We start from the raw sequence: 22,291 nt of genomic DNA, 5'->3' as shown, positions 1-22,291 counted from the left end.
GTGGTTTTTGAAGTCAGTACGCGTCAGCGTGATATTCAATACAACATCGTATTTGTCATTGGACGAACAGAAAAAAACAAAATTTTTTATAAGGGATATTATGAAAAAATTTATTAAATCTTCAGCTGCTGGACTTGTTTTTGCTTGCTCTCTGCTTGGTGCTAACCAAGCAATGGCAAAGTCTGACCTAGAAGGTGTTCTTAGCTCAGGTGAATTAAAAGTTTGTTTCGACGCGGGCTACATGCCATTCGAAATGAAAACCAAAGATGGCCGTTTCATTGGTTTTGATATCGACTTGGGTAAGCACATGGCTCGCTCTATGGGTGTTAAGTTCACACCTGTAAACACCGCTTGGGATGGTATTATCCCTGCGCTTCAAACCAACAAATGTGACATCATCATGGGTGGTATGACTATCACTCCTGAGCGTAACTTGAAAGTTAACTTTGCTGACCCGTACATTGTTATCGGTCAATCAATAATCTTCTCTCCAGCGCTTGAAGGTAAAATCAAAAGCTACACTGATTTGAATGATCCTAAATACACCATTTCGACAAAACTTGGCACTACAGGTGTTGAAGCTGCGAAGAAACACCTTTTCAATGCAAAAGTTGACCTTTACGACACAGAAGTAGATGCCGTACTGCAAGTTGTTAACGGTAAAGCTGACGCTTTCGTATATGACTTCCCATACAACGCGATCTACGCTGCTCAAAACAAAGGCAAAGTTGCGCACTTAGCTGAACCGTTCACTTACGAACCTCTGGGTTGGGCGATTCGTCAAGATGACCCGAACTTCCTTAATTTCTTGAATAACTACTTACGTCAAATCAAAGGCGACGGTACTTATGATCGTATGTACGACAAGTGGTTTAAATCTGACGACTGGTTGAAAGACGTTCAATAATTAACGCCTTAAGCTGTAGTCAACTGGGCAGCGTAACGTTGCCCAGTTCATTAAAAAGAATAAAGAGAATCTGAGTGATGCAGTCAAAATCCTCAAAGTGGATAGGACACGGAATTTACGTCCTAATTATGGCCATGCTTATTGGTGCGGTCTATTTCTCTGGGAAGAGTATTAACTATAACTGGCATTGGGATCGTCTCTGGCCGTATGTCGTTAACACTGAGATGCAACAACTTCGTGCAAACGGAGATGGCACAGCAGTCGTTAAAGCGGGTCAGTTAACGATTGAATTCGACGATGCTAGCCAACCACAGATCATTGATCATTACACAACACTTTTGGTTGGAAACGGTGATTTGGTTTTCCAAGGCGATGCCGTTGCACAACTGAACGAATGGAAGTTTGGCCCGATTGCTCATGGTCTATGGGTGACGGTTGAAATTTCCTTTATCTCCCTCATTTTTGCGGTTTTGCTTGGCCTTGTGTTTGGCCTAATGAGGGTGTCCAAAAATCAGGCGGCGAGAAATTTATCTCTAACCTATGTTGAACTGATACGTGGTACGCCACTTCTGGTTCAAATCTTCATCGTTTATTTCTTTATCGGAACCGTACTCGATTTCGATCGTTTTACTGCCGGTGTTGTCGCGTTATCAGTATTTACAGGTGCTTATGTTGCCGAAATCGTACGCGCAGGTATTCAGGCTATTCCGACAGGGCAAATGGAAGCAGCGCGTTCATTGGGTATGACTTATCCAAAAGCGATGCGCTACATCATTCTTCCACAAGCCTTAAAACGCACGTTACCACCTCTGGCTGGTCAGTTTATTAACCTAATCAAAGACTCATCGCTGGTTTCTGTAATCTCAATTACTGACTTAACTAAAGCGGGTCGTGAAGTGGTCAGTGGCAGCTTTGCACCTTTTGAAGTGTGGTTTACCGTCGCAGCACTTTACTTACTAGTAACCGGGACTCTGTCTTGGGCAATTCAACGTTTAGAGAAGAGGTTATCAGCCAGTGACTAGTGAATACAACGGCGAAGACATGGTTTACGCCAGCAATGTCGACAAGTTCTATCCTAATGGTTGCCACGCTTTAAAATCGGTATCAACCACGGTAAAACGTGGTGAAGTTGTGGTTATCATTGGACCTTCAGGCTCAGGTAAATCGACGTTTTTACGTACTCTGAACCAGTTAGAAGAGATCAGCTCAGGAACCATCATCGTTGATGGTTTCGATATGTACGCGAAAAGCACTGACATTAACGTATTGCGTCAGAACGTGGGAATGGTGTTCCAAAGTTTCAACTTATTCCCGCATATGACTGCGTTGGAAAACGTTATGATTGCACCCTTGAAAGTCGCTAAGCGCCCTAAGCATGAGGTGGAAGGTGCCGCGAAAGTGTTGATAAAACGTGTCGGTCTTGAAGATCGCATGAACAACTACCCAACGCACTTATCCGGTGGTCAGCAGCAACGTGTAGCGATTGCCCGCGCTTTAGCAATGAACCCAGACTTGATGTTGTTTGATGAACCAACATCGGCCCTTGACCCTGAGATGGTAGGGGAAGTTCTGGACGTTATTAAAGGTCTGGCAAAAGAAGGGATGACCATGGTTATCGTGACTCACGAAATGGGCTTTGCCCGTGAAGTCGCAGACCGTGTGTTGTTTATGGAAGACGGTAAGTTGTTGGTTGATGATAGCCCGCAAGCTGTGTTTGATAATCCAAGCCATCCTCGTTTGCAACAGTTCTTGGCGAAAGTGCTATAACAGTCTGGACTAAGACTACGCAAAAACCGAGCTTTAAAGCTCGGTTTTTCTTATTTGCAGGTTACATAGCCCAAAGTATCAGCGCGAGTATTTGTGGCGAGAGTATTCGTAGACACATTACCAGCGGATACACAGTGGCATAAGCTAATGCTGATGCACCACTTGATTCATGTAAGGCATTGGCAAATGCGAGTGCTGGTGGATCAGTCATTGAACCAGCCAACATGCCACAAATAGTTAGATAGTTAATGTGGCCGAGCACTCTTGCCAATATGCCAACCGTAATCAGCGGAATGGCTGTTATAGCGACACCATATCCCATCCAACTGAGTCCATCGCCTTGCACCAGTGTTTCAATAAAGTTACCACCAGATTTAAGACCTACCACAGCCAAAAACAGTACGATACCAATTTCCCGTAGCGCCAAGTTGGCGCTGGGTGGCATGAACCAGTACATTTTGCCGATACTGCCTATTCTGGCAAGAATGAGTGCAACGATCAGCGGACCGCCAGCCAATCCGAGTTTGATTGCTGCCGGAAAACCCGGTAGGTAGAAAGGAATTGAACCAAGCAACACACCAAGACCAATGCCGACAAACACAGGCAGCATTTGTACCTGTTGCAATTTTTGGTGAGCATTACCGACCATGCCGCTAACCGCTTCAATGGCTTCCTGACGTCCGACTAAGTTTAAGATGTCACCAAACTGAAGGGTGGAATTGCTGGTGGGTATCAACTCAACACCTGCACGGTTAAGGCGTGAGACAACAACGTCATATTTCTCTTTTAGATCTAAGTCTCGGAGCTTTTTACCCAGAACCACTTCGTTGGTAACAACCAAACGTTGTACGCGCAGTTCTGTGCCTCTGGTTGAGAGCGATACGTCAACCTCTTCGCCAATCACTAGACGCGCTTTTTCCAGAGCGTTCTTGTCGCCGACAAGGTGGAGTAGGTCATTGACCTCTACGCGAGAGTCCGGTTTTGGTACCAATAACTGTTCATTGCGTTTTAGGCGCGAACACACAATGTTACCGTCACTAAGCGCTGGAATATCTTTCAGAAACAATCCGTTTAAGTTGGGGTTTTTAACCGATATGTTCATGGTGTGTAAGCTTGATTTCTTATGACCATTTTTTACTTCGAACTCATCGGCTTCTTGATTCACATTGACGCGGAAGATAAGCCTAATCAACCACATAGTGAGCAATATCCCACAGATACCAAACGGGTAGGCGATGGCATAGCCCATACCTGTCATATCAAGCAGGTTTTCGTGGCCGCCGAGCTCGGTCAGGATTTGTTGACCCGCACCAAGAGATGGCGTGTTGGTTACCGCACCGGAAAAGACACCCAGAATAACAGGAAGAGGGACATCAAACAGGTAGTAGAGAGCAACAGTAACCAAACATCCTAACAACACAATCAATGCGGCAAAGGCGTTGAGTTTTAAACCTGAACTTCTTAGTGACGAAAAGAAACCGGGGCCAACCTGAATACCAATGGTATAAACGAATAAGATTAATCCAAACTCTTGGATAAAGTGTAAAGTGTGGTAGTTGAGCTCAACGCCCCATGCTCCAGTAAAGTGACCAACGAAAATGCCGCCAAACAGCACTCCGCCAATCCCTAAACCAACGCCATAGAGTCGCCAGTTCCCTATCCACAGACCTAACACCGCTACCAGAGCAAGGATACTGATAGAGAGTGCAATATCACTCATAGTAAGTCTCCTGAACAATTACAAAAACGGTTGACGGGCAATCGTTGTTGAACAGCAGGCAGGGGTAGGCGTAAGAACTAAAACGTGGTTATGTCTACGGCTGGAGGGTTCAGATATAGGCGTTGAATGTGCGAGGTATCTTGAGCAGTTCAACGTCACTTTATTGCCCTAACTATGCTATTAGTAATACTGCAATAGATTTAGATTGTTAACTCTAGTTATACAAAAGTGTGCTGTTTAGCAGGAAATAGATTTAACCAATAAATATATGTTAAATAAGGGTAAAAAGCGTTTCCTAAATGCAAGTAAAGTAAACGTTGAGAGCTTAAATGTAACATAATGTTTCACTGCATATTCCAATTAGATGAGTTTGGGATATGCAGAAAAAGCAGTTTTAGGCTTCGATCATTTGATCACTGGCATGCTGTAACAGATGGCAAATTAATTCTGTGGTTGTCGCTGGCTCACCAGCTTGTCGACAGTAGTCTATTACTGGGCCGCAGATCTCTTGGATCTCCATTGGGCGCCCTTTTTCTCTGTCGACCAACATGGATGTTTTGATTGCATCAAACTCACAGATAAGATTAAACATCTCTGCCACATCATCTTCAGTCATATTCACATTCGAACACCTTGCCGCTCTTGCTGTTTCTTGCATGATCTTATAAACGGTTTGTTTCAATACTGGGTCTTTTGTGACGGTTTGAGTATCTTTCATCGTTAAAGCGGTAATTGGGTTTATAGCGTTGTTTATGAGCAGTTTACGCCACAACGCATAACTGACATCTTCATAGTGCTGATTTGGAATGTCAGCAGAGTCGAAAACTGAGCCAAGCTCGCAAAGGAAATCTTTCAGCTGTGGATTGGCAGATTCTGAAGGCCACGCACCGAAATCGATTTGTGCCTTGCCTGTCGCTTCTATCTTGCCGGGTTCTAAAACATGGGCCCCGATTCGTATCGCTAAACCGCCGATGGTGCGTTTTAATCCAACCGCATTAGCGATAATGCCTTCATTCATCACGCCGTTTTGAATCGAAACTACAGGAGTATCGCAGGCATCAAGCCACGGCTTCATTTGATCCATAATTGAGCTGGTTGTACTGCCTTTTGATGCAAGAATTAGCAAATCAAAATCATTGCCGTTGTAATCATTACAAAGCCCTTGAATATCGGTAGCCGAAACGGGGGCTGAAAAGAAAAAATCTGGATGTGTTATCTCAAGACCTTCTTTCTGTAACGCTTTTAAATGTTCACCTCTGGCAACAAAAACAACATCGTGTCCTGCATTAACGAGCTTTGCCGCATAGTAGCAACCAATACCACCCGCACCGATCATTGCGAATTTCAAGAGACTCCTCCTTAAGTACATATCCATAAGCAGAACCAGATTAAACGCTTCAGAAAGTAATCACCAGAGTTAAGTGAACAGCGCTACTCAGTGAGAGCTACAGCAAAATAAAAAAAGCCACATCAACCTTGATGTGGCTTTCGCAAAATGCGGAATTAATAAGAAAAGTCAGTAGATAAAGTTCTCGTAATTAGAACGAGTATTTAGCTACGAATTTAACTGCGTTGCCGTCTTCTTTAACACCATCTTTTTCGATCTCGCCGTTTTGAAGAACGAAGTCAGTCTTGAACTCTTCAGTTACATCGTAGCCTAGGCCAAGGTATGCTGTTTGGGCTTCAAATGCTTTACCTTGGTAATCGCCTTCAGCGTACTGTACTGAACCGTAGATGCGGATAGTATCGATAGTGTACGTAGCTGCAATAGAGTATGTTTCACCATCGTTTGGCAAATCAAGAGTTAGTTCTACGCTGTCATTTGCTTTCAAACTTTTCGCATTTTCGAAAGAAATGTAAGTAGCTGCAAGTGTTAGATCACCAAATTTTACGTCGCCTGCAACGCCAAGAGTGTCTGCTTGGTCGCCATCAGATCCATATGCTAATGCAGCGCTAAAAGAATCAGCTTTATAGTTTGCAGATAGCGCGTAGTTTGAGTCGTTACTCGCGTCACTATCTGTTTCATAGTTAGCTGAAAGTTCCAACTTGTCGATTGACTTCTTGTAACGGATGCCTTGACCGTCAACACCACCTTGGTTTACATAGAATAAGTTTGAACCTTCACCAGATTTTGCTTTTTCTACCGCACCAAAAGAGTTGCCAGTATCGCCTAGAGATAGGTTACCGAAACCTGTGTGATCAAATTCTAGAAGAATATCTTCAAATTTAGCTGTTCTGTCACCGGCACTGTCACCAGTATTGATAGCAAATGAACCTACAACTTTAGTTTCTTCATTAAGGAAGTGTGATGCTTTCGCTTTTAGGTGCGCATCAGTAAAAACGTGAGTTTCTTTTTCTGCTTGGTCAGCCTTTACGTAAAGACCCGTAGCTTTAGCCCAACCTGAAAGTTCAACAGTATTTGTATCAGTAGCGTAGATTTCGCCTGCCGCTACAGAACCTGCTGCTAAAAGAGATACCACTGCTGCTAATGGTTTGATGTTCATATTTTACTCCATATTTTTATATTGATTACTCAAGAACGTAATCGAGTGTATTAATTTGCTTAACAACCTAATTTATTTGCTGGTGAGCAATATATTTTTATTAATCAAATCGACAGGGGAATCTTATACAAAACTATTTTTAAATATATTGAAAATTTATTTTCGAAATATTTTTTACGATCTACTTCATAATCATTGTGATATTTATACTTGTTGTTAAGTAACAAGTTTCAATGCAATTAATAAATTTGTTTATTCGATATTATTTAACGTATTCATTAATTTAATTTACATGGATTGTTATTTTGAGATATGCCTCGCGATAACTCTTGGGTTCTTCTTTACATTTGAGATGATTAGTTTATATGGCGGCTATGCACTGATATTCCTTACGTTGTTTTGTAATTGAGAAGGGCGGTTACATAGGTTTTGTACAGAGGGTGATGTTCCTTAAGTCTGAGTTTGGCCAAATAAGTAGATAGGGTTATATATTTTTATTGGGTTAAATTTTATCTTGATCGCAAATTATAATACTTGTGATCTTTTATTTGAAACACCTTTTCAAATTGAATTGAACAAGGTGATTTGTTGACTATAATAGCTTTGATTAAATAAGTTGATTTTTGGGTTTTATTCTGCTTTTTGGCTGTTTTTGTGTGGTGATTCGCATTTTAAAAATAGTTGAATTTAAATGTAAGAGATATTATGGGCGATTTTTTTTTAACAGTTTTAGTTCGATGTTTCCCTTTTATTGCTTGGTTGCCACAAGTAAAAATAGACGTTGTAAAAGCGGATATATTAGCGGGATTAACGGGCGCTGTGATCGTTATGCCTCAAGGTGTTGCGTATGCAATGATTGCCGGCCTTCCTCCAGAATATGGTTTATACACCGCAATCATTCCCGCCATACTGGCGGCTCTATTTGGTTCCTCAAACCATTTGATTTCAGGGCCAACCGCCGCTTTGTCCGTCATTGTCTTCAGTACTATCAGCCAGTTTGCTGATACAGGGACGCCATTCTATATCCAGTTATGCCTTACTCTGACCTTCTGTGCTGGCATAGTACAGCTTTTGATGGGCGTGATGAGAATAGGAGCCGTAGTCAATTTTGTTTCTCATTCGGTTGTGATCGGGTTTACAGCCGGAGCCGCGGTTGTGATTACCGTTAGCCAATTGAGACATGTACTCGGTTTAGACTACTCTTCGGCAAACACTGCGATTGAAAACCTGTGGTTGGTAATACTGCACCTTAACCAAGTTCAGGTTTTCTCATTACTTATCGCTCTCGTCACCATCGTAAGCTGTATTGCAGCAAAGAGATTGTTGCCGGCCATTCCAAATATGTTAGCCGCTATGGTGACGTCTGTTCTTTTAGCTTTTTTGCTTAATCAAATTGGCATCCACATTGATTATGTAGACCAGATTCAAAGTTCAACGCTCCAGTTTTCAGCGCCAGAACTCGATTTAGCAATTATCGGAGAACTGTCCGGTGGGATTATAGCGGTTGCATTATTAGGTCTGGTTGAAGCCATCTCAATTGGTCGTGCAGTGGCGTTGAAATCAAAACAACGTATAGACAGCAATCAAGAGTTCATCGGTCAGGGTATTTCAAACCTCGTGGGGGCATTCTTTTCTTGCTATATGTCTTCAGGTTCTTTTACCCGCAGTGGTGTGAATTTTAGTAGCGGAGCCAGAACTCCCTTAGCAGCAGTGTTTGCGGGGTTAATTCTGCTATTGCTGATGCCAGTTATGGCTGAGTATGTCAGCTATATTCCCCTTGCTGGTATGGGAGGCATCTTATTAGTTGTTGCCTATAACCTCGTTGATATTCCCTACATACGTTCGATCATTCAACAAGATAAGAAAGAGTCCGCAGTTCTAATGACTACTTTTGTTGCTGCAATCGTCTTGCACCTTGAGCTGTCTATTTACGTGGGCATCATGATGTCGATGTTTTTTTATCTGAGAAGAACCTCTCGCCCAGTGGTCGACAAGGTAACCCCAACTGAGCTGGATATTGGTGAAGTAAGTTTTTCGGACACGCAGATCGTCAGAATCAATGGTTCTATCTACTTCGGCTGTGTAGAACACCTGCAGAGAGAGTTGGATTCGATCAAGTCGCAGCGACTCATCATTTTAGGAAAAGGGATCAACTTTATTGACCACCTTGGTGTGCAAATGCTGGCTGAACTCTCCACTCAAGGAAATCGAGAAATCTATTTCTGCCACTTTAAAGCGAACGCTAAACAAGCATTGCTCCATGGTTCTTCCGTTTTCAAAGAAACCCATTTCTCTGAACGCCTAACGCCGCTTTTGACGAGATGACGTGCAGAAGTGCATTGATAGTCTGCATTAGAGAAGTGGGAAGGTGCGAATTTTACATTGTATAGAAGGATATTGAGTCACTATGAAAGCAACCCAGTTTGATGAAATTGAACATCCCCACCGCCGTTACAACCCTTTGTTAGGGGAATGGGTGTTGGTTTCTCCACATCGAGCGAAGCGACCTTGGAGTGGGCAACAAGAAACGCTGGCAACAGAGGTTTCAACCCGTTATGACAAGTCATGCTTTTTATGTGCAGGTAATGAGCGAATTAGTGGAGATGTGAATCCAAACTATACGGGTACGTTTGTATTTAAAAACGATTTTGCTGCGTTAACAGATGACACGCCGGAAAAGGATTCGACGGATGATCCGTTATTTAAGCTTCAAAGTGCCAAAGGAGAAAGCCGAGTGATCTGTTTTTCTCCAGATCACAGTCGCACATTGGCAGAGCTTTCACACGCTGAAATCGAGCAAGTAATTGCAACCTGGATTAAAGAAACGAACAGCTTAAGTAAGCGTTATCCTTGGGTTCAGATTTTTGAGAACAAAGGTGAAACCATGGGGTGTTCGCAGCCTCATCCACACGGACAGATTTGGGCAAACAGCTTTATTCCGACCATGGTGAGTAAAAAAGACCATCACCAAAGAGAGTATTTTGAAAAACATGGTTCACCGTTACTGCATGACTATGTTCAGCGTGAACTGTTGCGCAGAGAACGGGTTGTCGTGGAGACAGAACACTGGGCCGTGGTGGTGCCTTATTGGGCAGGCTGGCCTTTCGAAACCCTTGTTCTGCCAAAAGCGAAAGTAAGTCGCATCACTGATCTCTCTGAAGAGCAACAAGCCGATTTGTCCATCGCTCTGAAAGAGATCACTACCCGTTATGACAATTTGTTCCAGTGTTCTTTCCCATACTGCATGGGTTGGCATGGTGCGCCTTTCTCCTTGGGAGACAATAGTGACCATTGGCAAGTTCATGCTTCATTTTTACCTCCTCTTTTACGTAGCGCGACGGTAAGAAAATTCATGGTGGGTTATGAGATGTTTGCTGAGTCTCAGAGAGATTTAACGCCAGAGCAAGCAGCAGCAAAGCTCCGCGCGGTAAGTAATGTTCATTACCGAGAAAAATAAATTTAAGTTCTTAATTTTAATCTATAAAGAGTATTCACTATGACCGAGAAAGTATTTCTACGTCCATTGCCATCAGCGTTGGACGAGCAAAGTGTCGTTAATCATTTACCAACTGTTGTGGAATCGATTCGTCGTAATATCGCTAAAATTGGCGAGCGTAACCCTAAGATAGGTACGGCAACTCATCAGTGGGACTACTGCGACCAATTCGATTGGGTTTCGTCATTCTGGACTGGCGAACTATGGCTGAGCTACCAAATGACAGGACAAGAGGTATTCAAGAACAGTGCAAAACTGCGTAAGAGCTACTTTGCCAATATGCTGCTGGATCCATTTTGGCTCGATCATGATTTAGGCTTCCAATATAGTCTTAGCTGTGTCGCAGATTACAAACTTACTGAAGATGAAGAATCAAAAATGATGGCTTTGAGAGCCGCTGATCATTTGATTCATCGCTTCAGAAAAATTGGTGGTTATATCGTGGCATGGAATGATACCCATCCACTCGGCCCTGAAGTGACGCTGGGTAAGTCAATCATCGACTCTCTACAAAATACAGCATTGCTATTCTGGGCTTCTGAAATTACAGGATCACCTGTTTATGCAAATGCGGCAAAGCGTCACAGCGAGACGCTAGCGAAACATATTGTCCGAGATGATTTCTCTACCTATCACTCTTTCAACTTCGATCCCATTACTCAGCAACCATTGAAAGGTGAAACGTTCCAAGGCTATGCGGATGACTCTTGCTGGGCGCGTGGTCAGTCTTGGGCTATTCATGGTTTTGCTCAGACATACTTGTACACAAAAGATGAGCAATTCTTAACGCTGGCAAAGAAACTGGCTAAGTACGCAACTGATCATATTACTGATGATGGCGTTCCTGTTTGGGATTACCAGCTTCCAAGTGATGAAATTCAATACAAAGACAGCTCTGCTGGAGCCATTACTGCGGCCGGTTTACTGCTTATCGCTCAATGTATTGAAGACGAACAAGAAGCAAAAATGTACCGAGAGTGGGGGTTGTACCTACTTCAAGGCCTGATGAAGCAGTGCGACCTAACTCATGATGAAAGAGCCGTTGGTCTACTGGCTCATGGGGCATCTTTTGTCAAAGTGGGCCTATGCGACAACATGCTTCCTTATGGTGACTACTACTACTTAGAAGCGTTAATGCGTGCGAACGGATATCAGAACTTCTTCTGGTAAGCCCTCTGATTGCCTTTACCTTTATCTTTTGATTTACGCGGGCAAGTCTGCCCGCTGATTTAACGTTTTGGAGTTTGAACATGAAACAGATTTCTTCAACTAAAGGGCACATGACATTGCCTGTTGAGGTTGGACAAGAAGAAGTGGTATTGGATTTATACCAACGCTGGCAAGCGGACGCTTTGCGAGACAGTGATGGCACTACTATGCCGGAATCATTAGCAAAGCAAGACAGCGATATTTATTCTGTCGTGTGTTTGGTGCGTGCTGACCAACAGTTTGCTAATCAACACCCTGAATATTTACACCGCAAATATCTGATGTCATTTCCTGTCACAGCTATGGCTGAGACGCTTGTTATCCAGCCTCTTGATGGCTATAGCAAAGACAAGTATGAGCTTGATGACGACAGCGATCCAAAATGCTGGTGGGAAGTAAGAAACCGCACGACTAATGCGGTTATTGATGTGTCGCTGTGGGAGTTTGACTCTGCTACTCAACAAGTTTTGATTAAGCAGACACAGCCATACCATGAATACACGGTAACCTTTATGGCTCGTCAGGTGTGGGACAGCGTATCTATGTACAATGCGCTAACCAATGATTGGAAAGGGCCGCGCATCAAGAGCTTAGATCCTTATCATCCAGAATGTCGCGCACATTTAATCAAGCACTTTGCTCAGTGGTTGAATGAGCATCCGAACACCACAGTCGTGCGATTTACGACTTTCGCATTCTTGTTCGTAATTGACACTGGTGAGCAAAATCAGGATATCTATCGTGACTGGACTGGCTACGGAGAAACCGTCAGCCCTCGAGCGTTAGAGGACTTTGAAAAGCGTTTTGGTTACGCTTTAACGCCAGAAGATTTCGTGGATGCGGGTTATTACAACGGCACATACAAAGCACCATCAAAGCGTTACCAAGATTGGATGACTTTCGTTCAGGAGTTTGTGGTTGATTTCGCCGCTGAGTTAGTCGTAATGGCGCATAAAGCTGGAAAGAAAACTGCCATGTTCCAGGGCGACCACTGGATTGGTACAGAACCGTTTTTAGAAAGTTACCAAAACATTGGTCTTGATATCAACATCGGTGCGGTGGAAGACGGGGTTGCACTTCGTCGCTTAACGGACTCGATGGGTGAACAAACCCGCGAAGCGCGTTTTTATCCTTACTTCTTCCCAGATGTTTTCCGTGAAGGTAATGATCCTGTCGTTGAGTCGATGTCTAACTGGGTGAAAATTCGCCGAGCGATGTTGCAGAAGCCTTTGGACAGAATTGGTTACGGTGGCTACTTGTCCTTAGCTAATAAATTCCCGCATTTTATTGACCATGTAACTGAGATATCACGTGAGTTTGGCGATTATCTACAACACACTCAAGGCACAGAATCTCAGAAGTTGACGGGCAAAATTGCTGTATTAAGTGCTTGGGGTAAGGCTCGCAGTTGGCTGCAAAACCAAGCGAGAGATCAACGTTTTTATGTTCCGCCACGCCCAGATGTGATGGAATTTGTGGGTAATAACTTGCTGGAGTGTTTGGCGGGGCTGCCGTTTGACGTTGAGTTCATCAGTTTCGACCACATTATCCAAAACGGTATTAGTGAAGATATCAAAGTGATCATTAATACGGGTGATGCCAACTCTGCATGGAGCGGTGGTGAATGCTGGGACAACAGTGAAGTGCTGGTGGCACTGCGCAAGTTTGTCGGCCAAGGTGGTGGTCTGCTTGGGGTATGTGATCCTTCAGCGTTTCAGAAAAATGGACGCTATTTCCAACTCGGTGATGTATTTGGCTTAGAGAAAGAAACGGCACTGACTATGGGCCGCGTGGCGATGCCGCTGTCTATCGCGAAAGAACATTACCTAAGCCAATTCGTCACTGAAGGACTAGACTTTGGCAACCCTAGTTACGTATATCCGCAGGCGACAGATATTGCAGTGTTGGCAGCACAAGGTCAGCACCTTGCTTTAACGGCACGCAATTATGGTCAAGGGCGCTCGGTATACATGGGTAATTTGCCATTCAATATGAAAAATGCCCGTTTATTACAGCAAGTATTGATATGGCTAAGCCACAATGAGACACAGCAGCATGCGTGGTTGTCAGACTATCCAAATGTTGATGTCGCTTATTATCCGCAAACTGGCATGGTCGCTGCCATTAACTACGTAAGTGAGCCTCAGCAAGTGACGGTGTCTAACGCTCAAGGCGAGTTCGTGAATATCAGTTTGGAAGGCTATGAATGGAAGTGGATCTCCATCTAACTTTTCGCTAATCAGGGATAAAACAAAAGGTGCATGGGAATGCACCTTTTTTACGTTTATGAGTATCGATAGATAGGTTAATCGCTGACCGTGATTAACCTAGCACGTTAACGAGTCTTTTGGTTCTTGATTGAATCATCCAGAAGCTTTTGCATTTGCTCTACCTTTTCCGGCATTGCATCCGTAAGGTTGTTTAACTGGCCGATGTCGTCAAACAGATCATACAACTGAGCCGATGACATATTGCCTTTTTCATTACCAGTATATTGACAGATGAAGTCGTCATCATGAGGTGGAATGTAGGCGTAACGTTGATCGCGGAATACTTTTTTATACTGCATTCCTTCCAGTACCATACTCTCACGTCCATACGGGTCACGGCCGATTAACGCTTCGAGTTGTTGCTCACTATCTGGTGCTTCGTCTTCCGTCAGCTCGTAGCCAATGACTTTCGCCAGGCTATGGTAAAGATCGACTTGGTTGATTAATGCATGACTGTGCTTTTCGCTGATTGTATCAGGCCAGCGAACGATGAATGGCACGCGAGTACCGCCTTCGAACAAACTGTATTTTCCACCACGTAAAGGCCCAGCCATTTTATGCTGACCATTGAGCTCAATTGCTTGGTCTTTATAGCCATCATTGAGAACTGGCCCATTATCACTGGAGAAAATGACGATGGTATTTTGCTTTAGCCCAAGTTCATCAATTTTGTTAAGAAGCTGACCAATGCACCAGTCCATTTCTACGATGACATCGCCACGCACGCCGTGTGGGGTAGCGCCTCTGAACTTGGAATTTGGAATACGCGGTACGTGAGGTTGATGCATCGCGTAGTATAGGAAAAACGGCGTGTTTTGGTTTTGTTCTATGAACTCAATCGCTTTCTCGGCGAAACGCTCGCCCATGGTTTCGTCATTCCAAATCGCAGATTGTCCACCGCGCATATGACCAATACGGCTCACTCCATTAATGATGGTGCCGTCATGTCCATGGTCATACATCACGTCGAGCAACTCTGGATGGCTACGCCCATTTGGCACATCAGAAAATGCTTTGTCCCAGTCGTAGGTCACTTCAATCGGGTCGTTTGGGTCTAGGTTTTCTACATTGCGATTGTCGATATACACACAAGGTACACGGTCATTGGTGGCGGCCATAATAAAAGATTGGTTAAAGCCGACATCATTCGGTGTGCCTGAAATTGACTTATTGAAGTCGAGCTTGCCATCTCCCAAACCTAAATGCCATTTGCCCACAATACCTGTATTGTAACCTTGGGTTTTGAACATCTTAGGTAGCGTTGGCTGCTCTTTGCTGATGATTTGAGCAGCATCACCGGGTAACACTGCTGCGTTAGGATTTCGCCAAGGATAGCTGCCAGTCAGCAAGCTATAGCGAGAAGGAGTACAGGTTGCTGCAGTGGCATAACCCTGATGAAATTTAATGCCTTCGTCTGCCAGTTTATCGAGATTTGGCGTGGGAATATCATTGGCGCCATAGCAACTCAAGTCGCCAAAACCTAAGTCGTCGGCATAGAGAATGATGACATTAGGAGGAGTATTGTTCATTAACAGTCCTTAGAATGAGGATAAGGTAATATATCGTTTAGAATTCTCAGCTCTGCCCAAGGGTCTTGGATACGAGCCAGTTCTGCAGCAAGTTGTGAAAGTAGTTCTTGAGTGAGAGAAGCGGATGCTTGCCAAGCGATGTTGGCTAACTGGTAAGGGTCTCTCTTATTATCGAATAGTAAAATGCTATCGAGCTTAAGCTTGCGGTCAATTTCCAAGGCAAAGGTATAACGGTCAGTCCTAATTCCTCTGCTTTGTGGGAAGTAGCTAACTACTTTGCCATTCTCGTCTTTTTCGCCATCTAAATTGCGAATATAAAGGGCACAATTCGAATGAATGTCGTTCTTGTTGTCGACAATCGACGACGCTTTACTTTGGCCTGTTATATTAGTTGGTAAGCTCTCTTTTAGACCTAGCATGTCTAAAATCGTTGGCATGATGTCTGCGCTGTTTAAAAAGGTTTCAGACACTTTAGGCAGGTTTTGATCAACGTCTTTGACTAAGAATGGTACGAGGAACGCTTCTTCAAAAATAACGTTTTTCGCATCTGTTAGGCCTTGGCTGCACAAGGTTTCACCATGATCGCTGGTGAACACCACAATAGTGTTATCCCATTCGCCAATCTCTTTTAGAGTTTCAACAATTCGTCCAAACTGCTGGTCAACGCCGCTGACATTGGCAAAGTAATATCTCGCGCTTGCGGCTTTCTCTAAATCCAGTTTGGCGTTGTCACGCACCAGAAGTTGTTCATCGATGAATGCTTCATAAAGCTGTAAGTCTTGCTCACGACAGTCTTCTAAACTTTGATAAGGGCTATGAGGAGGATTCATAGAAACGAAAAGAGCAAATGGACTGCTTGGGTCTCTTTCCGCATTCTCATTTTTTAAATAAGCGATAGCTTTGTCTGCTTCGTGTTCAGCAGACCAAGTGCGAGGTTCGTGTCTCACGCCATCAGTATCGTAGTAGTGGGGGTTACGATGCTCGTCAAAGGTACCGTATCCATACCAGTAATGAATACCATGCCTGCGCTGTGGTTCCGTATAAGAATCCCAGGCAGGGACTGACGAATCGACATACTCTCCGGGCTTATCAGGCGCATTAGGGGTTGGTAAATCAAGGTGCCATTTTCCAATATAGCCAACGTGGTAGCCAGATTGAGCCAAAATGTCGGTAAAGCAAGTTGCACTAGCAGGGAGGTCAGATATTACTCGCTCAGAATTACAGTTAAGAGGAACGCCACTTTTATTTGGATACTGGCCGGTAAATAAACTTCCGCGATGAGGGCTGCATACTGGACAATTACTTACAGCGTTCGGTAATAAATAGGCTTGTTGAGAAAAATTATCGAGGTTAGGCGTATATACTGGATCAGCTTTTCCAGAACAATGTTCTTTAAATAGTAATTCATTCCACAAACTCATCGACATTTGTCGGAATTGATCTGGGAATATATAGAGTAAATTTGGTTTAATCATATAGACAACTTATGTATGAAAAATAACAGGATTTTATAACTATTTAGTTGAGTGTTTTTATGGCATTTTTTTACCTTACTCGCAAACGATAAATTAATAATTTGTTCGATATATTCTTATCTACCTCGTGGGTTTAATGCTTTAGTATTTTCTTTTTCGAAACTCAATGAAGCAACTCATATGCACATATTTACATCGAAACCAACCGCTTTAAATCCATTTCATGTACTTATTAAGCCCATTGGCCCCTTGTGTAACCTAGATTGTGACTACTGCTTCTATCTCGATAAGACAGAATATTTTCCAAATCAAAATCGTTTTGATATGAGTGACGAACTTCTAGAAGCTCATATTAAGGGATACATCGAAAGTCAGCCCCGCGGCACGGTGGAAGTGACCTTTGGCTGGCAAGGGGGAGAGCCGACTCTACGCGGTATCGACTTTTACAAGCGAGCCATCGCCTATCAGCAAAAGCACAAACGAGAGGGCATGAATGTGTTGAACACATTTCAGACCAACGGAGTGCTTATTAATGATGAATGGGCGCAGTTTTTGAAACTGAATCGTTTTCTGGTGGGTATTAGTCTTGATGGCGACGAAGAGTTGCATGATCGCTACCGCAAACATCGAAACGGCAAAGGATCTTATCAGCAGGTAGTAAGAGGGCTACATTGTCTTCAAAAGTATGATGTGGAATACAACGTGTTAACCGTGATTCAAGCAAATAACGGCAATCACGGTAAAAGGGTTTATCAACATCTCACATCACTTGGCGTTCAATTCATTCAATTTATTCCGGTCGTTGAAGCTGAAAAAGACAAAGGTGTCACAGATCGAACAGTAGGAGCAAAGCAATTTGGCCGCTTCATGATTGAAGTATTTAACACTTGGCGTGAAAACGATATTGGTCGTGTGTTTGTAAGCCACTTCGACAATGCATTGGGCATGAGCTTGGGTATGCCTTCATCGAGCTGTGTTCATTCGCCAAGCTGTGGCAATAACTTAGTCATTGAACACAACGGTGATGTGTACAGTTGTGACCATTTTGTTTATCCGCAATTTAAGCTGGGCAACATAAAACGCAGTGACTATCCAGATCTGATTGAAACACCAATCCAGCAGAATTTTTCTCGTGGGAAACCATCGTCAAGCGCGCTGAACTGTGGTCAGTGTTCACAACGTTATTTGTGTCATGGCGCTTGTCCTGCTCAGAGGATCAATCAAAAGGGAAAGATCTCGTTCACTGAGAAACACTATCTGTGTGAAGGATATTTTATGTTTTTCTCCTTTATTGAACCGTATTTAAAAGCGATGGGTGAATGTTTAAGACAACAATTACCGGTTATATATTACTCACATTTCATCAAAGGATCGGAATAAATAATATGAAAGTGAGCAAATATCTTCTTCTATAAGTGCGATGAGCTTAATAATTTTAGGGGTTCCATTTTGCTCTATTTATTTTCTGTTAATTTCTTTTTAATAATATCTGTAAAATTGTGAATCACTCTTTCGTTAAAAAATGCGATGCAATCGAAAAATAATAGAGGTGAATGGATGGAGTTATGACTCAGATATCGAAAATATAAAAAGTCGTTTTAATAATAATAATCCGTGGTATTAAATTATTTACAACTAAGTGGATTGTTTAACTGAGTGATTATTTATAATGTCTGTGTGCTGGAAAGATTTAACCGAGAAAGACAATTTATTTGCGACTCGTCAGAGCGTTGCAGAATTAGCCAAGAATGTGTTGCATCAGCACGTAATGATTATTTCTGACCAAGTTAAATTAGATGTTCAAGCAAATAGTGCCGCCCATTACACGCGTCAAACGGCAGATATTGAATATGTATGTCGTTTATTATGGCTAGCGGTTCCGGCGAAGCATGTTCATCCTGAAATCAATCATTTGTTGAGTCAGAGAATCATCGATGGAACTACGCCTGATTCTCGTGATTTTTGGCAACCAGCAAAGGACTATGATCAACGAGTCGTAGAAATGTCCGCTATCGCAATGGCGCTGGTGGAAGCGCCTGAAATCTACTGGCAACCTTTAACGGAAGAGCAACAAGCGAATTTATCTGAATGGTTGCTATCGTCTACCTACATCGCACTGCCACCCAACAATTGGTATTGGTTCCGCGTGCTTGTTTTGGAATCTCTGTCTTCGCTTGGTATTGCTGTTGATGCGTTGAATTTAGAGTTCGATCTACAAGCCATCGATGATATGCAGCTTGAGCAAGGCTGGTATGAAGATGGTGCCACTGGTGTTATGGATTACTACAATCCTATGGCATTTCAGCTTTACGCCTTGATGTATTGTCGCTGGAATCCAGAATCACCACGTAAAGAACGACTGCTTAGTAACGCGTTAGAGTTCGCGAAAACTTATAGTGACTGGTTTGATGTTGAAGGACGCCAGCTCGCCTATGGTCGCTCATTAAATTACCGTTTCGCAGCATTAGCTTTTTGGGCCGAACTTGCCAGAGTCAATCCAAACCATCCTGATATTGGCTTGTGGCGAACACTTTGGACGCAAGGGATGAACTGGTGGGCGAATCAGCCTATTTCCGACAGTAACGGTGTACTGCTACCGGGATTCGCTTACCCAAACTTGCTTATGAGTGAATTCTATACCAGCTCAGTGTCACCACTATTAGCTTTCAAAGCTTTTAATGCGTTAGCGATGGAAGAGACGCATCCTTTCTGGCAGGCAGAATTAGCATCACTGACGCCTAGCACAAAACCACAGTGGGTAAACGACAGACATCTTCTGTGGCGTAAGGGTGGCAGTTACTTATTGACCAATGCTTCTGGCAGCAACGAGCTGCGTGAATGTGTCGATAAATACTATAAGTTTGCTTACAGCTCTGCCCATGGGTTCTGCATCGACAGTGTCCGTTGGATAAACCAAGGCTGGGCGGGCGATAACATTCTAGCTTTCCAGCATCCTGATACGCTGCAGTGGTACAGCAGACCGAGACATATTGAAGCTTATCGAGAGGGAGAGGCGTTAGTCTCTGTTTGGTCACCATTCATTGGTTGCAAAGTGACGACCTATCAAACTCTTCAAGCCGATCGAGAAGTTCGTGTTCATCGAATTACGAGTGACAGAGACCTGTCATTTCTTATGACCGGATATTGTGTGGACGAGTGGCGAGGCTGGTTTAGTCACGCTGCTGCAGCCCCTTCGAGAATTGAATCCAAAAATTTATTCAGTGAATTGCGGTTGGTTAGAGGTCAGGGACAAGCCTGTTGCTACCCGTGCGCCCCAAACACCAACGTGGTGTATCCGCATTCCAGTGTTCCCGCTATTTCGGGCGTCATCAATGTTGGTGACACAGACTTAGAAGTCCATGTTCTAGCAGGAAATATGTGAGCGTTGCAGCTGCAATTCCAAGACATCCTTAAAACAAAAACCTTGAAACAATAGATCATCTTATGGAGTTAAATATGAAGAAACACAATAAGATACCTCATCTGGGTAAAGCAGCTTTAGCGGTTACTGCCGCGTTGTCTTTCTCTAGTTGGGCAGGTACTTATAATGAAGCACCTCAACTGAATGAGTTAGTGAAGTCCGGTAAGTTACCTAAAGTTGAAGAACGTTTACCAGAAAACCCACTGGTTGTTGAGCCGAATGAGTCTATCGGTCAATACGGTGGTACCCTGAACCTAGTTGGTAAAGCAATGGATAACGGTCACCGCATCCGCACTATCGCTTATGACAATTTATTTAATTTTGATACAACATACTCAAAAGTCATTCCAAACTTAGCGGTTGGTTTTACTTCAAATAGCGAAAATACCGAATTCACCATTCAGTTGCGTAAGGGGGTGAAATGGTCTGATGGCACTCCGTTCACTGCGGATGATATTGCTTTCTATATAAATGAAATCATTGGTGACCCAGAGCATTCCGGTAACCGACCGTTAGCACTGCCTGCTCACGATTCTGCAAAAGCAGAAGTGATTGACGCGCATACCGTGAAAATCACTTTGGCAAAACCAAACGGCATGTTTATTCGCACATTAGCGACGGTAGATAGTGAAAGTTTTACCGCTTTCCCTAAACACTACTGTTCTCAATTTATGCCTAAGTTTAATGACAAAGCCGTAGAAAACGCGAAAGCAAAAGGATTTGATTCTTGGCGTCAATACGCTTCAACACGTTGTGAAGCGCATTATTTCCTTGAGCATCATGCGAATGTCGACCGTCCCGTTCTGACTGCTTGGAAAGTGACTACACCTCCGGGACCAAACGCGACATATGCCGTTTATGAACGCAACCCTTATTACTGGCAGGTTGATACTAAAGGTAACCAGCTACCATACTTAGATTCAGTTCGCTGGCGTTACAGTGAAGATCAGGAAGAGATGGTACTGCGTGCTGCCAACGGCGAAACGGATTTCCAACATCGTGACATCGGTCAGACATCATACCGTTCTTTGTTAATTGAAAATGAAGAGAAAGGTAATTACACCTACAAGTTCCGTCCTAGCACTTTAAGCACTGAACTTGCGTTGCCTTTGAACCAAACGTCTAAAGACCCTCTAAAACGTGCACTGTTTGCGAATAAGGATTTCCGTATCGCTCTTTCACATGCGATCGATCGTTCTGAAATCAGTGAAACGGTTTATTCAGGTGTTGTAGGTCCACATCAGGCTGCTCCGACGAATATTTCGCCATTCTATGACAAAGACGCTGTAGATCAGTACACCCAATATGATGTCAAGAAAGCCAACCAGATCCTTGATGATTTAGGCCTGACTAAGCGTGATGCAGAAGGCTATCGCTTACTTAAGAATGGCGAGCGTCTGCGTATTGAAGCTTTGTCTGAAACTCGCAGAAAAGGTGTATTCGCTGATGCACTAGAACTGATTAAAAACCAGTGGAAAGATGTCGGTATCTTCCTAGATATTCGCATCATTGAATCTAATCACCTGATCAACCTGCGTCTGACCAATGATTTCGACATGATTCCAAACCTTGGCGAAGGCGGTGTTGGTGTGATTGACGAAGCGCGTTACTACTTCCCATTCAGTCCTGAATCTACATGGGGTATGGGTTACTACCTATGGGCAAATGAGCCAACCAATGAGTTTGCCGTTGAGCCACCAGCTTATGTAAAACGTCAGCTTGAGTTGTGGAAAAAAGTAACAGAGACCTCTTCTCAGGAAGAACAACAGAAATACATGAAAGAAATCATGCAAATCGCGAAAGAGAACTTTTACGTGATTGGTACTGTTGAAGCTATGCCTGCTGGTGTCGTGGTTAGTAATAAACTGCACAACGTTCCAGAAAACATGCCTCAGTCTTGGAACTTCCCAACTCCTGGACCAATGCGCATGAGCCAATTATGGAAAAGCCAATAATCCATAACGTTTGAAAGTCCTTGCCCCACGGGATAGTG

Annotated in this window: 15 protein-coding genes; 10 read left to right on the top strand and 5 right to left on the bottom strand. The window is 43.5% G+C overall.

The features are described from left to right. The first annotated feature begins 100 nt into the window (after positions 1-100). The 3 genes from HKI82_RS16820 to HKI82_RS16810 all read left to right on the top strand — a co-directional run bounded on the left by HKI82_RS16820 (position 101) and on the right by HKI82_RS16810 (position 2,674). Positions 101-907, top strand: coding sequence for a transporter substrate-binding domain-containing protein (locus HKI82_RS16820; protein WP_102942415.1), 807 nt, complete (start codon positions 101-103; stop codon positions 905-907). Positions 908-984: 77 nt separating this feature from the next. Beyond that, the gene (locus HKI82_RS16815) at positions 985-1,929 is read left to right on the top strand and encodes an amino acid ABC transporter permease (RefSeq protein ID WP_102942416.1); all 945 of its coding nucleotides are present in this window, start codon (positions 985-987) and stop codon (positions 1,927-1,929) included. Beyond that, positions 1,922-2,674 (top strand): amino acid ABC transporter ATP-binding protein, encoded by a 753-nt coding sequence (locus HKI82_RS16810; protein WP_315972713.1) that lies wholly within the window; start codon positions 1,922-1,924, stop codon positions 2,672-2,674. Before HKI82_RS16815 ends, HKI82_RS16810 begins: the two co-directional genes overlap by 8 nt. Before the next feature lie 61 nt (positions 2,675-2,735). Here HKI82_RS16810 and HKI82_RS16805 read toward each other — a convergent pair whose 3' ends face one another. From HKI82_RS16805 to HKI82_RS16795, 3 genes are all read right to left on the bottom strand, one after another. Next, complete coding sequence (locus HKI82_RS16805) at positions 2,736-4,394, bottom strand: putative transporter (RefSeq protein WP_102942417.1); 1,659 nt, start codon at positions 4,392-4,394, stop codon at positions 2,736-2,738. Positions 4,395-4,788: 394 nt separating this feature from the next. Then, positions 4,789-5,742 (bottom strand): ketopantoate reductase family protein, encoded by a 954-nt coding sequence (locus HKI82_RS16800; protein ID WP_171138644.1) that lies wholly within the window; start codon positions 5,740-5,742, stop codon positions 4,789-4,791. Positions 5,743-5,932: 190 nt separating this feature from the next. Then, a complete protein-coding gene (locus HKI82_RS16795; protein ID WP_102942419.1) occupies positions 5,933-6,898 on the bottom strand; it encodes a porin in 966 nt (321 codons plus the stop codon). 705 nt (positions 6,899-7,603) lie between these two features. Between HKI82_RS16795 and HKI82_RS16790 the strand changes: the two genes are divergently transcribed. From HKI82_RS16790 to gnpA, 4 genes are all read left to right on the top strand, one after another. Beyond that, positions 7,604-9,223, top strand: coding sequence for a SulP family inorganic anion transporter (locus HKI82_RS16790; protein ID WP_171138643.1), 1,620 nt, complete (start codon positions 7,604-7,606; stop codon positions 9,221-9,223). Positions 9,224-9,305: 82 nt separating this feature from the next. Further along, on the top strand, positions 9,306-10,355 hold the full coding sequence (locus HKI82_RS16785) for a UDP-glucose--hexose-1-phosphate uridylyltransferase (protein WP_171138642.1): 1,050 nt from the start codon (positions 9,306-9,308) through the stop codon (positions 10,353-10,355). Positions 10,356-10,394: 39 nt separating this feature from the next. Beyond that, a complete protein-coding gene (locus HKI82_RS16780) occupies positions 10,395-11,564 on the top strand; it encodes a glycoside hydrolase family 88 protein (RefSeq protein ID WP_171138641.1) in 1,170 nt (389 codons plus the stop codon). Between the two features lie 80 nt (positions 11,565-11,644). Beyond that, the gene (gnpA, locus tag HKI82_RS16775) at positions 11,645-13,831 is read left to right on the top strand and encodes a 1,3-beta-galactosyl-N-acetylhexosamine phosphorylase (RefSeq protein ID WP_171138640.1); all 2,187 of its coding nucleotides are present in this window, start codon (positions 11,645-11,647) and stop codon (positions 13,829-13,831) included. Between the two features lie 107 nt (positions 13,832-13,938). Here the strand turns inward: gnpA and HKI82_RS16770 are convergent, their stop codons facing one another. Then, positions 13,939-15,402: a sulfatase family protein gene (locus HKI82_RS16770; protein ID WP_171138639.1), complete on the bottom strand. Its 1,464-nt coding sequence runs from the start codon at positions 15,400-15,402 to the stop codon at positions 13,939-13,941. Continuing rightward, positions 15,402-16,877 carry a sulfatase family protein gene (locus tag HKI82_RS16765; RefSeq protein ID WP_102942425.1) on the bottom strand — a complete coding sequence of 492 codons (1,476 nt, stop codon included), beginning with the start codon at positions 16,875-16,877 and terminating at the stop codon, positions 15,402-15,404. Before HKI82_RS16765 ends, HKI82_RS16770 begins: the two co-directional genes overlap by 1 nt. A gap of 180 nt (positions 16,878-17,057) precedes the next feature. Here HKI82_RS16765 and HKI82_RS16760 point away from each other — a divergent pair, with 180 nt between their 5' ends. The 3 genes from HKI82_RS16760 to HKI82_RS16750 all read left to right on the top strand — a co-directional run bounded on the left by HKI82_RS16760 (position 17,058) and on the right by HKI82_RS16750 (position 22,253). Continuing rightward, positions 17,058-18,257: an anaerobic sulfatase maturase gene (locus HKI82_RS16760; RefSeq protein WP_102942426.1), complete on the top strand. Its 1,200-nt coding sequence runs from the start codon at positions 17,058-17,060 to the stop codon at positions 18,255-18,257. A gap of 289 nt (positions 18,258-18,546) precedes the next feature. Further along, positions 18,547-20,259, top strand: coding sequence for a DUF2264 domain-containing protein (locus HKI82_RS16755; protein ID WP_171138638.1), 1,713 nt, complete (start codon positions 18,547-18,549; stop codon positions 20,257-20,259). Between the two features lie 74 nt (positions 20,260-20,333). Next, the gene (locus HKI82_RS16750) at positions 20,334-22,253 is read left to right on the top strand and encodes an ABC transporter substrate-binding protein (RefSeq protein WP_171138637.1); all 1,920 of its coding nucleotides are present in this window, start codon (positions 20,334-20,336) and stop codon (positions 22,251-22,253) included. The last annotated feature ends 38 nt before the right edge of the window (positions 22,254-22,291 follow it).

Source organism: Vibrio plantisponsor (genome assembly GCF_013041605.1).
Classification (GTDB): domain Bacteria; phylum Pseudomonadota; class Gammaproteobacteria; order Enterobacterales; family Vibrionaceae; genus Vibrio; species Vibrio plantisponsor.
This window is presented reverse-complemented; position numbering and strand designations above follow the sequence as displayed.